The organism is Pseudacidovorax sp. DMC4, from assembly GCF_056314265.1.
This window is the reverse complement of record NZ_JBQUYR010000001.1, coordinates 329,700-341,232: the sequence shown is the minus strand read 5'-3', so window position 1 is coordinate 341,232 and position 11,533 is coordinate 329,700. Positions and strand designations below refer to the sequence as shown.

8 protein-coding genes are annotated in these 11,533 nt (G+C 68.2%); 6 read left to right on the top strand and 2 right to left on the bottom strand.

The genetic code is table 11. The features are described 5' to 3' along the window. Positions 1–24 precede the first annotated feature (24 nt). The 3 genes from aceF (at position 25) to ilvD (ending at position 5,580) form a co-directional block, all read left to right on the top strand. A complete protein-coding gene (gene aceF, locus ACT54X_RS01465; RefSeq protein WP_476344607.1) occupies positions 25–1,704 on the top strand; it encodes a dihydrolipoyllysine-residue acetyltransferase in 1,680 nt (559 codons plus the stop codon). 12 nt (positions 1,705–1,716) lie between these two features. Next, positions 1,717–3,546: a dihydrolipoyl dehydrogenase gene (gene lpdA / locus ACT54X_RS01460; protein ID WP_476344605.1), complete on the top strand. Its 1,830-nt coding sequence runs from the start codon at positions 1,717–1,719 to the stop codon at positions 3,544–3,546. Between the two features lie 174 nt (positions 3,547–3,720). Further along, positions 3,721–5,580: a dihydroxy-acid dehydratase gene (gene ilvD, locus ACT54X_RS01455; protein WP_354321518.1), complete on the top strand. Its 1,860-nt coding sequence runs from the start codon at positions 3,721–3,723 to the stop codon at positions 5,578–5,580. A 272-nt stretch (positions 5,581–5,852) separates the two neighbouring features. Here the strand turns inward: ilvD and ACT54X_RS01450 are convergent, their stop codons facing one another. Then, positions 5,853–6,395 carry a C40 family peptidase gene (locus ACT54X_RS01450; protein ID WP_234192093.1) on the bottom strand — a complete coding sequence of 181 codons (543 nt, stop codon included), beginning with the start codon at positions 6,393–6,395 and terminating at the stop codon, positions 5,853–5,855. Between the two features lie 252 nt (positions 6,396–6,647). On the opposite strand from ACT54X_RS01450, the gene ACT54X_RS01445 reads away from it, so the two are divergent. After that, the gene (locus ACT54X_RS01445; protein ID WP_476345092.1) at positions 6,648–7,727 is read left to right on the top strand and encodes a PQQ-dependent sugar dehydrogenase; all 1,080 of its coding nucleotides are present in this window, start codon (positions 6,648–6,650) and stop codon (positions 7,725–7,727) included. Between the two features lie 64 nt (positions 7,728–7,791). Here the strand turns inward: ACT54X_RS01445 and ACT54X_RS01440 are convergent, their stop codons facing one another. After that, the gene (locus ACT54X_RS01440) at positions 7,792–8,466 is read right to left on the bottom strand and encodes an alpha/beta hydrolase (RefSeq protein WP_294374158.1); all 675 of its coding nucleotides are present in this window, start codon (positions 8,464–8,466) and stop codon (positions 7,792–7,794) included. Between the two features lie 263 nt (positions 8,467–8,729). On the opposite strand from ACT54X_RS01440, the gene ACT54X_RS01435 reads away from it, so the two are divergent. Beyond that, a complete protein-coding gene (locus tag ACT54X_RS01435; protein ID WP_295380527.1) occupies positions 8,730–9,332 on the top strand; it encodes an isochorismatase family protein in 603 nt (200 codons plus the stop codon). A gap of 150 nt (positions 9,333–9,482) precedes the next feature. Beyond that, positions 9,483–11,384 (top strand): propionate--CoA ligase, encoded by a 1,902-nt coding sequence (locus ACT54X_RS01430; RefSeq protein WP_294373825.1) that lies wholly within the window; start codon positions 9,483–9,485, stop codon positions 11,382–11,384. Positions 11,385–11,533: the final 149 nt, after the last annotated feature.

Sequence of the window (11,533 nt, the reverse complement as noted above, 5' to 3'; positions counted from 1 at the left end):
GCCTCGAAGGCGGGAGACACGAACATGGCAGCAGTGGAAGTGAAAGTGCCCGACATCGGCGACTTCGACGAAGTCGCGGTGATCGAAGTGCTGGTCAAGCCCGGTGACACGGTCAAGGCCGAGCAGTCGCTGATCACGGTCGAATCGGACAAGGCCTCGATGGAGATTCCGTCGTCGGCCGCCGGCGTGGTCAAGGAAGTCAAGGTCAAGGTCGGCGACAAGGTCAAGGAAGGCTCGATCGTCCTGATCCTGGAAGGCGAGGGCGCTGGCGCGCCGGCCGCACCGGCTGCAGCGCCGGCCGAGGCCGCCGCGCCCGCCCCGGCGCCGCAGGCCGCGCCCGCGCCGGCACCAGCCGCCGCGGCGCCGGCTGCGGCCTCGGGCCCGGTCGATATCAAGGTGCCCGACATCGGCGACTTCAAGGACGTCGCGGTGATCGAGGTGCTGGTCAAGCCTGGCGACGTGGTCAAGGCCGAGCAGTCGCTGATCACGGTCGAGTCGGACAAGGCCTCGATGGAGATTCCGTCGCCGGCCGCCGGCACGATCAAGGAACTCAAGGTCAAGGTGGGCGACACGGTCAACATCGGTGACCTGATCGGCATGCTGGAAGGCGCCGCCGGCGCCGCGCCCGCTGCCGGCCCGGCTGCACCCGCACCGGCACCGGCCCCGGCGGCGAGCCCGGCCCCCGCGCCTGCCCAGGCGGCCGCGGCGCCCGCACCGGCGGCTGCCAGCGTGCCTGCGCACGACCCGACCAAGACGCCGGCCACCGGCCTGCCGCATGCCTCGCCCTCGGTGCGTAAGTTCGCCCGCGAGCTGGGCGTGCCGCTGGAAGAGGTCAAGGGCAGCGGGCCCAAGGGCCGCATCACCCAGGAGGACGTGCAGGGCTTCACCAAGTCGGTGATGGCCGGTGCGACGCAGACCAAGGCGCAGGCGGCGAAGGCCCCGGCCGGCGGTGGCGGCGCGGACGGCGCGGCCCTGGGCCTGCTGCCCTGGCCCAAGGTCGACTTCGCGAAGTTCGGCGCCGTCGAGCGCAAGGACTTGTCGCGCATCAAGAAAATCAGCGGCGCCAACCTGCACCGCAACTGGGTCATGATCCCGCACGTCACCAACAACGACGAAGCGGACATCACCGAGCTGGAAGCCTTCCGCGTCTCCACCAACAAGGAGAACGAGAAGTCGGGCGTGAAGGTCACCATGCTGGCCTTCGTCATCAAGGCCGTGGTCGCGGCCCTGAAGAAGTTCCCCGAGTTCAACACCAGCCTGGATGGCGACACCCTGGTCTACAAGCAGTACTTCAACATCGGCTTCGCGGCGGACACGCCCAACGGCCTGGTGGTGCCGGTGCTCAAGGACGCCGACAAGAAGGGCATCCTGCAGATCAGCCAGGAGATGGGCGAGCTGGCCAAGAAGGCCCGCGACGGCAAGCTGGGTGCGGCTGACATGCAGGGCGGCTGCTTCTCGATCAGCTCACTGGGCGGCATCGGCGGCACGCATTTCACGCCCATCATCAATGCACCCGAAGTGGCCATCCTGGGCCTGTCCAAGGGTCAGATGAAGCCGGTGTGGGACGGCAAGCAGTTCGTGCCGCGCCTGACGCTGCCGCTGTCGCTGTCGTACGACCACCGCGTCATCGATGGCGCCCTGGCCGCGCGCTTCAATGCCTACCTGGGTCAGCTGCTGGCGGACTACCGCCGCATCGTGCTGTAAGGAGACCACGGCATGAGCGAACAACAGGTCAAGGTTCCGGACATCGGCGACTTCAGCGAAGTGGCCGTGATCGAGGTGCTGGTCAAGCCGGGCGACACCATCAAGGTCGAGCAGTCGCTGATCACGGTCGAGTCGGACAAGGCGTCGATGGAGATTCCCTCCAGCCACGCCGGCGTGGTCAAGTCGGTGGCCGTGAAGGTGGGCGACAAGGTGAGTGAAGGCTCGGTGGTGCTGACCATCGACGCGGCAGAGGCGGCTGCTTCGGCGCCCGCACCGGCTGCCTCGCCGGCGCCTGCAGCGGCGGCGCCCAAGGCGGCGCCTGCGCCCGCACCGGCGGCGCCGGCTGTGCCTCCGGCGCCCGCCGGCAGCTACAGCGGCCAGGTCGACATCGAGTGCGACACCCTCGTGCTCGGCGCTGGCCCCGGTGGCTATTCTGCTGCTTTCCGCAGTGCCGACCTCGGCATGAAGACGGTGCTGGTGGAGCGCTATGCCACCCTCGGCGGCGTCTGCCTCAACGTGGGCTGCATCCCCTCCAAGGCGCTGCTGCACGTGGCGGCGGTGATGGACGAGGTCAAGCACTTCGCGGACCTGGGCGTGGACTTCGGCGCGCCCAAGGTGGACCGCGCCAAGCTGCTCGCCCACAAGAACAAGGTGGTGGGCAAGCTCACCGGCGGCCTCACGGCCATGGCCAAGATGCGCAAGGTGACTACCGTGCGCGGCGTCGGCAGCTTCCTGGATGCCTACCACCTCGAAGTGGACGAGAGCACCGGCGAGGGTCGGGCCACCACCGGCAAGAAGCAGGTGATCCGCTTCCGCCACTGCATCATCGCGGCCGGCTCGCAGGCGGTGCACCTGCCTTTCATGCCCAAGGACGACCCGCGCGTCGTGGACTCCACCGGCGCACTGTCCCTGGCGACCGAGCCCAAGCGCATGCTGATCCTGGGCGGCGGCATCATCGGCCTGGAAATGGGCACGGTGTACTCGTCGCTCGGCGCGCGCCTGGACGTGGTCGAGATGATGGACGGCCTGATGCAGGGCGCCGACCGCGACCTGGTCAAGGTGTGGCAGAAGATGAACGCGCCGCGCTTCGACAACATCATGCTCAAGACCAAGACCGTGGGCGCCGAGGCGACCAAGGACGGCATCAAGGTCATGTTCGAAGGCGAGGGCGCACCCAAGGAGCCGCAGGTCTACGACCTGGTGCTGCAGGCCGTCGGCCGCACGCCCAACGGCAAGAAGATCGGCGCTGAGAAGGCCGGCGTGTCGGTGACCGACCGTGGCTTCATTCCGGTCGACATCCAGATGCGCACCAATGTGCCGAACATCTTCGCCATCGGCGACATCGTCGGCCAGCCCATGCTGGCCCACAAGGCGGTGCACGAGGCGCATGTGGCGGCCGAGGTGATCGCTGGCGAGCAGAAGGGCGACAAGGAACTGGCGAGCGCCGCCTTCAATGCACGGGTGATCCCGAGCGTGGCCTACACCGACCCCGAGGTGGCGTGGGTGGGCCTGACCGAGGACCAGGCCAAGGCGCAGGGCGTCAAGGTCAAGAAGGGCCTGTTCCCGTGGACAGCCTCCGGCCGTGCCATCGCCAACGGCCGCGACGAAGGCTTCACCAAGCTGCTGTTCGACGCCGAGACGCACCGCATCGTGGGCGGCGGCATCGTCGGCACCCATGCCGGCGACATGATCGGCGAGGTGGCCCTGGCCATCGAGATGGGCGCCGACGAGATCGACATCGGCAAGACCATCCATCCGCACCCTACGCTGGGCGAGAGCATCGGCATGGCGGCGGAAGTGGCGCACGGCACCTGCACGGACCTGCCGCCGCAGAAGCGCTGACCGGCAGCACCTAGGCGCAGCTTCGAGGCTGCGTCCGGCGGCCCGGCCGGGCGACCTTCGGGTCGTCCTGCCGGGCCGCTTTGCCATGGGCGCGCTGCCCGCTGTCGTGGCGTGGGGCCTGAGACAATGCCGGCCCCGACGATTCCTGCCTCACGAGAGCGCACAGAGCGACCCATGCCCACCTACCGTTCCAAGACCTCCACCGCCGGCCGCAACATGGCGGGCGCCCGTTCCCTGTGGCGCGCCACCGGCATGAAGGATGACGATTTCTCCAAGCCGATCATCGCCATCGCCAACAGCTTCACCCAGTTCGTGCCCGGCCACGTGCACCTGAAGGACTTGGGCCAGCTCGTCGCCCGCGAGGTGGAGGCCGCCGGCGGTGTCGCCAAGGAGTTCAACACCATCGCCGTGGACGACGGCATCGCCATGGGCCACGACGGCATGCTGTATTCGCTGCCCAGCCGCGACGTGATCGCCGACTCGGTGGAGTACATGGTCAACGCCCACTGTGCCGACGCGCTGGTGTGCATCTCCAACTGCGACAAGATCACCCCGGGCATGCTGATGGCGGCCATGCGGCTGAACATCCCGGTGGTGTTCGTCTCCGGCGGGCCGATGGAAGCCGGCAAGGTGCGCCTGGCGGTGCCCGGCACGGCCAAGATCGAGATCCGCAAGATGGACCTGATCGACGCCATGGTGATGGCGGCCGACAGCAAGGTCAGCGATGCCGACCTGGCCGAGGTCGAGCGCTCGGCCTGCCCGACCTGCGGCAGTTGCTCGGGCATGTTCACCGCCAACTCGATGAACTGCCTCACCGAAGCCCTGGGTCTGTCGCTGCCGGGCAATGGCACGGTGGTCGCCACGCATGCCGACCGCGAGGGCCTGTTCAAGAAGGCCGGCCACCTGATCGTGGAACTGGCCAAGCGCCACTACGAGCAGGACGATGCCAGCGTGCTGCCGCGTGCCATCGGCAAGAAGGCCTTCGAGAACGCGATGACGTTGGACATCGCCATGGGCGGCTCGACCAACACCATCCTGCACATCCTGGCTGCGGCCCAGGAGGCCGGCATCGACTTCGACATGGCCGACATCGACCGCCTGTCGCGCGAGGTGCCGCAGCTGTGCAAGGTCGCGCCCAACACCAACAAGTACCACATCGAGGACGTGCACCGCGCCGGCGGCATCATGGCCATCCTGGGCGAACTGGCACGCGCCGGCCGCCTGCACCTGGACGTGCCGACGATCCATGCACCCACGCTGGGCGACGCGCTGGAACAGTGGGACATCCTGCGTACCAGCGACGATGCCGTGAAGCGCTTCTACATGGCCGGCCCGGCCGGCATTCCGACGCAAATCGCCTTTAGCCAGGACACGCGCTGGCCCAGCCTGGACATGGACCGGGCCGAGGGCTGCATCCGTAGCATCGACCATGCCTTTTCCAGGGAAGGCGGCCTGGCGGTGCTGACCGGCAACATCGCCAAGGACGGCTGCGTGGTCAAGACGGCGGGCGTGGACGACAGTCTGCTGGTCTTCGAAGGCCCAGCGCACGTGGTGGAGAGTCAGGATGAGGCCGTCGAGCACATCCTGAACGACCAGGTGAAGGCCGGCGATGTGGTGGTGGTGCGTTACGAAGGCCCCAAGGGTGGGCCCGGCATGCAGGAGATGCTCTATCCCACGAGCTACATCAAGTCCAAGGGCCTGGGCAAGGCCTGTGCGTTGCTGACGGACGGCCGCTTCTCGGGCGGTACCTCGGGCTTGTCCATCGGCCATTGCTCGCCGGAGGCCGCAGCCGGTGGCGCCATCGGCCTGGTCCGCACGGGCGACCGCATCCGCATCGACATTCCCAACCGAACGATCGACGTGCTGTTGAGCGACGAGGAGTTGGCGAAGCGCCGCGCCGAGCAGGATGCCAAGGGCTGGAAGCCCGCACAGCCCCGCCCGCGCAAGGTGTCCGCGGCGCTGAAGGCCTACGCGCTGCTGGCCACATCGGCAGACAAGGGCGCCGTGCGCGACCTGTCGAAGCTGGAAGACTGAGAAGGTGTGAGCAAACCCGACATGCCGCTCGTTCTGCCAAAACACGCCCACTTCGCGTTGCAAATGCTCGCCATAGCCCGAGCTATGGCTGCGCCTTGCGCCTTGATTGGCCGCGTTTTGGCAGCCCGCTTGGCCACGCCGGATTCATTCACACCTTTTGAGGCTGGCGATCCGGCGCGGCGGCAACGCCGCGCCACGATCCGCCGGCGCCATAAATGAAAAAGCCCGCTGCGAGAGCGGGCTTTGTGTTGGAAAGGAAAGAGCCGTGCGGCTTATTCGCCAGCCGATTCGGACAGCACCCGGCGGGCGCCGTTGAAGCGGCTCGTCCAGTAGCTCTGGTTCATGTCTTCCACACGCACTTCCGAGCCGGAGCGGGGGGAGTGAATGAATTTGCCATCGCCCACGTAGATGCCTACGTGACTGAAGGCGCGGCGCATGGTGTTGAAGAAGACCAGATCGCCGGGCTTGAGCTCGCTGCGGTCGATCTTTTCGGTGGCGGCCGCCTGCTCTTCGGCGCGGCGGGGGAGGACCATGCCGATGGTCTGGTTGTACATCGCGCGGACAAAACCGCTGCAATCGAAACCGGTCTCGGCGTTGTTGCCGCCGCGGCGGTAGGGCACGCCCAGGAAGCTCATCGCGCTGACCACCAGGTCGGAGGTCTTGTCGGCCACGGCCTGACGTGCGTGCTCGACGCGGCCGAGAAGACCTTTGTCGGCAAGGAGCTTGTCCATTTCCGTCGTCCGGTCGGTTGCTGGGGCAGCGTGTGCTGCGGTGGCAAGGAGCAGGGCCAGAGCGGGCAGGACGAAAATTCGCATGGGCCCGTAGGATATGGACGACACCTGGGCGTGTCAACCAATTTCGCGAATTGGAAGTCAGGCTTAAGTCATTGATTTGCAAGCGCTTTCAGCGAATGCTGAAAAATTCGGTTGTAACAGCGGCGCTCTTCATTGCCCCAGGTAGATTGAACCTCCCGCCCGCTCCTCCTGTCAGCGTGAAATAGTTGTCGGAAAACACGATCTGGTGAAGGAGTTGCGATGAACTTGTCTGCCCGTTTGTTGGCCGCTGCGATGGCGGCCCTGAGCGCTGGAGCGAGCAGCGCTCAGGAACTGCCGCCGCGCCCGCAGACCATCGTCTCGGGCCTCGAGCACCCCTGGGCGCTGGCCTTCCTGCCGGATGGGCGTTTTCTCGTCACGGAGCGCCCGGGCCGCCTTCGGGTGATCGGGTCCGACGGCCACATGGCCCCACCCGTCGAGGGCCTGCCGCCCGTTGCCGCCGAAGGGCAGGGCGGCCTCCTGGACGTGGCACTGGATGCCGGATTCGCCGCCAACCGCACGCTGTACTTCTGCTTCGCGGAGCCCGGCCCCGGGGAAACCAACAGCACGGCGCTTGCACGTGCCGTGCTGTCGGCCGACGCACGGCGGCTTGAGCAGGTCCGCGTGCTCTTCAGCCAACGGCCCAAGGTGGCGAGCCGGGCGCACTTTGGCTGCCGCATCGCCCAGGCGGCGGATGGCAAGCTTTTCCTGACGACGGGCGATCGCTTTTCGCGCAGCGCGGACGCCCAGCGGCTGGACAACCACCTCGGCAAGGTCATCCGCGTCGATGCCGAGGGCCGCGCACCCGCCGACAACCCGTTTGTCGGCCGCCCCGGTGCTCTGCCCGAGATCTGGAGCTACGGACACCGCAACATGCAGGGCGCCACCATCGGGCCCGATGGGCGCCTCTGGACCCACGAGCACGGCGCGCAGGGCGGCGATGAGATCAACATCGCGCAGCCCGGCCGCAACTACGGTTGGCCGGTCATCACGCACGGCGTCAACTACGGCGGCGCGCCCATCGGCGAGGGCATCAAGGCCAAGGAAGGGATGGAGCAGCCCCTGCACCAATGGACGCCATCCATCGCGCCTTCTGGCATGGCCTTCCTGACCAGTGACCGCTACGGGCCGGCGTGGAAGGGCAGCCTCCTGGTCGGTTCGCTCAAGTTCGGCCACCTGGACCGCATCGACATCCGGGACGGCAAGGTGGTCGGCGAGCAGAAGCTGCTGGCGTCCGCGCGCGAACGCATCCGCGACGTGCGGCAGGGGCCGGACGGGCTCATCTACGTGTTGACGGACGATGACGACGGCAAGCTGATCAGGCTGCAGCCGTGAGCACCAAACGACGCCGGGCCATCGTCGTGGCCCCGCCGGGAGATGGCGGGCGAGTGCGGCCTTCTCAGGGGCCCGTCGCGCTGCAGCGCGGCAACGGAGCCTGGGCCAGCAGCCGCTGCCAGAGCGGGCGCCAGGCTGGCCAGTCGTGCCCGCCCGGCGCTGTCAGCACGCGCTGCGGCGGCAAGGCTGGGGCCAGCACCTGGTGCGTGGGCGCCAGGCGGTCGTCGACGCCGAAGGCCAGGTAGAGCGGCATGCGGACCGCGCCGGGCCCGACATAACGCTGCAGGCAGGTCCAGGCCCGCACGCCGATGGCATCGGCCGTCTCGGCCGGTGGACGCCAGCGTCCCGGGCCGCCCTGGGCAGCCACCGCGGCGGCGGTCTGCGGCTCGCCCAGGTAGGGGGCGATGAGTAGAAGCCCGTCGACCTCCGCAGGATGCTCGTCGGCATAGAGCAACGCGCCCAGGCCGCCCAGCGAGATGCCGGCCAGCCAGATGTGGCGGTAGCCCTGCGCCCGCGCTGGCGCGATCACGTCGGCATGCAGCCGGTCGACCACGCTGCGGTCCTTGTAGTAGCCCATGTGGGCGTCCGCCCGGACGAGATCGGCCCGAAGGCCGGCCGTGTGGAAGGTCTCGATGAAGCCTTCGCTCGACAGCTCGTCCAGCGCCATGCCGCGGCCGGGCAGCAGCACGATCAACGTATCGGCGGGACTGCAGGCACCGGCGTCGCGCACCGTGGGCATCGGCACGACGGGCGTCCGTGGCAACCAACTGCAGCCGGGCAGCCCCGTCGCGGCGAGGGCTGCGGTCGCCCAGGCGAGGGCGCTTCGGCGCCGGACCGGCGCCTTCATGGCGCCGCCCCCTCCGTCGCGGATTTCGCCGCCCTGGCGTGCCGCAGAGGCGGGCGGGGCGCAACAGATGGAGCAGGGGGAGGGACAATCGCCAGCATGCGGCCCATTGTGGCCATCTCGTGTTTTTCCGTCCTGCTTCTTCTCTTTCGCGCCCCATGCTCCTCGACGCCGACCAATCCCAACTCCTGCTCATCGACTACCAGCCCCGGCTGATGCCCGCCATCCATGAGGGTGAGGCGATCCTGGCGAATGCGCAGCGGCTCGCGCAGATGGCCGGCCTGGCCGATGTGCCGGTGTTCGGCACCGAGCAGAACCCCTCCCGCCTGGGTCAGATGCCGGCCGAGTTGCGCGACCATTGCCGCCGGGTGATGGCCAAGATGCAGTTCAGTGCCGTGGCCGAGGGCCTGGGTGAATGGCTGCGTCCGCCGGCCCGGCCTGTGCAAGGCAATGCGCGCAGCCTGCCGCGCCACCTGCAGAAGCCGCAGGCCGCGGCACCCGAGCGCGCCAGCATCGTCATCGCCGGCTGCGAAGCCCATGTCTGCGTGCTGCAGACGGCGCTGGAACTGCTGGAGGACGAGTTCGAGGTCTGGGTGGTGACCGATGCCTGCGGCTCGCGCACCGAACGCAACCGCGATGCGGCCTTCGACCGTCTCGCTGGCGCCGGCGCGGAGCTGGTGACGACGGAAATGGTCGGCTTCGAGTGGCTGCGCAGCGCCGAGCATCCGGCCTTCAAGGAACTGCAGGCCCTGATCCGCTGATCCGGCGCGGTGGCGGGAGCGCACGAGGGTGCACCCTGTCAGCCTGTCGCAAGGCCGTCTCCAATAATCGCGAATGCGGTGCTGCCCTTTCGGGTTGGTGCCGTCCACAAGGCGCACCTTCGACGCCCACGACAAGGAGACAAGCAGGCCATGAGCAGCTATCAGGAGTTCTACCGTCGTTCCATCGACGCGCCCGAGGCCTTCTGGGCCGAGCAGGCCCGGCTGATCGACTGGCGCCAGCCGCCCACCACCATCCTCGATCGCAGCCGGCTGCCGTTCACCAACTGGTTCGGTGGCGGCACCACCAACCTCTGCCACAACGCCATCGACCGCCACCTGCCGCAGCGGCAAAATGCGCCGGCGGTGATCGCCGTCTCCACCGAGACCGGCACCGAGCGCACCTACACCTACGGCGAACTGCACCGCGAGGTGCAGCAGATGGCCTCGATGCTGCGCAGCCTCGGGGTGGGGCGCGGCGACCGGGTGCTGATCTACATGCCCATGGTCGCTCCCGCCGTGTTCGCCATGCTGGCCTGCGCCCGGCTGGGTGCCATCCACAGCGTGGTCTTTGGCGGCTTCGCCAGCGCTTCGCTCGCGTCGCGCATCGACGATGCGCAGCCGAAGGTGATCATCAGTGCCGACGCCGGCTCGCGCGGCGGCAAGGTGGTGGCATACAAGCCGCTGCTGGACGAGGCGATCCGGCTCGCCACGCACAAGCCGTCGTCCGTGCTGTTGGCCGACCGTGCCCTGGCGCCCATGGACCTGGTCCCGGGCCGCGACCACCGGATGGATGAACTGGCGCCGGCCCATGCTCAGGCCGAGGTGCCCTGCGAATGGATGGACGCGGCGGACGTGAGCTACACGCTCTACACCAGCGGCACCACGGGCCGGCCCAAGGGCGTGCAGCGCGACGTGGGCGGCTACGCCGTGGCGCTGGCCGCCAGCATGCGACACATCTTCCAGGCCAGCCCGGGCGAGACCTATTTCTGTACCAGCGACATTGGCTGGGTGGTTGGCCACTGCTACATCGTGTACGGGCCGCTGATTGCGGGCATGGCGACCATCGTGTACGAGGGGCTGCCCACGCAGGGGCTGGACGGTCGGCCCGACGGGGCCATCTGGTGGCGACTGGTCGAGAAGTACAAGGTCAACGTGATGTTCTCCGCGCCGACGGCCGTGCGGGTGCTCAAGAAGCAGGATCCTGCGTTGCTGCGCAAGCACGACGTTTCCAGTCTGCGGGCGCTGTTCCTGGCGGGCGAGCCGCTGGACGAGCCGACCGCCCGCTGGATCAGCGACGGCCTGGGCGTGCCGATCATCGACAACTACTGGCAGACCGAGTCGGGCTGGCCCATCCTGACGGTGGCGCACGGCGTGGAGAAGCAGCCCACCAAGTTCGGCAGTCCGGGCGTGCCCATGTATGGCTTCAAGGTCAAGCTGGTCCACGAAACCACCGGCGAGGACCTCACGACGCCGGGCGAGAAGGGCGTGGTCGTGATCGAGTCGCCCACGCCGCCCGGCTTCATGCAGACCGTGTGGCGCGACGACGAGCGATTCATCAACACCTACTGGCGAAGCATCCCGGGTATCGAGGTCTATTCGACCTTCGACTGGGGCATCCGCGATGCCGATGGCTACTTCTACATCCTGGGCCGCACGGACGATGTGATCAACGTGGCCGGCCATCGGCTGGGCACGCGCGAGATCGAAGAGGCCATTTCCGCCCATCCGGCCGTCGCCGAGGTGGCGGTGGTCGGCGTGGCCGATGCGCTCAAAGGCCAGGTCGCGGTGGCGTTCGTGGTGCCGCGCGCGGGCGTCGGCGACGAGGCCGCCGCCCTGAGGCTGGAGGGCGAGGTCATGAAGACCGTCGCCGACAACCTGGGTGCGCTGGCGCGGCCGGCGCGGGTGCACTCGGTGGCGGCGTTGCCCAAGACGCGCAGCGGCAAGCTGCTGCGCCGCGCCCTGCAGGCCGTGTGCGAGCGGCGCGATCCCGGCGATCTGACCACCATCGACGACCCGACCAGCCTTCAGGCCATCCAGCGCCTGATCGGCTGAACTTCGTGGTGTGTTCTGTTGTCAGATTCGCGGCGCACAATGGTGCGTTCCGAATCACCGCGGCAGTGCGCGCGTGCGGCGTGGCACAATCCCGGGTGTACTCAGGCCCTTCCCCAGCCACAGTCGCATCCGCCATCCGGTTCAGCCGT

Excerpts from the sequence above, each read along its gene's own strand:
- lpdA (WP_476344605.1), top strand. The coding sequence starts at position 1,717 with ATGAGCGAACAACAGGTCAAGGTTCCGGACATCGGCGACTTCAGCGAA.
- ACT54X_RS01435 (WP_295380527.1), top strand. The coding sequence starts at position 8,730 with ATGCTCCTCGACGCCGACCAATCCCAACTCCTGCTCATCGACTACCAG.
- ACT54X_RS01440 (WP_294374158.1), bottom strand. The coding sequence starts at position 8,466 with ATGCCCACGGTGCGCGACGCCGGTGCCTGCAGTCCCGCCGATACGTTG.
- aceF (WP_476344607.1), top strand. The coding sequence starts at position 25 with ATGGCAGCAGTGGAAGTGAAAGTGCCCGACATCGGCGACTTCGACGAA.
- ilvD (WP_354321518.1), top strand. The coding sequence starts at position 3,721 with ATGCCCACCTACCGTTCCAAGACCTCCACCGCCGGCCGCAACATGGCG.
- ACT54X_RS01450 (WP_234192093.1), bottom strand. The coding sequence starts at position 6,395 with ATGCGAATTTTCGTCCTGCCCGCTCTGGCCCTGCTCCTTGCCACCGCA.
- ACT54X_RS01445 (WP_476345092.1), top strand. The coding sequence starts at position 6,648 with ATGGCGGCCCTGAGCGCTGGAGCGAGCAGCGCTCAGGAACTGCCGCCG.
- ACT54X_RS01430 (WP_294373825.1), top strand. The coding sequence starts at position 9,483 with ATGAGCAGCTATCAGGAGTTCTACCGTCGTTCCATCGACGCGCCCGAG.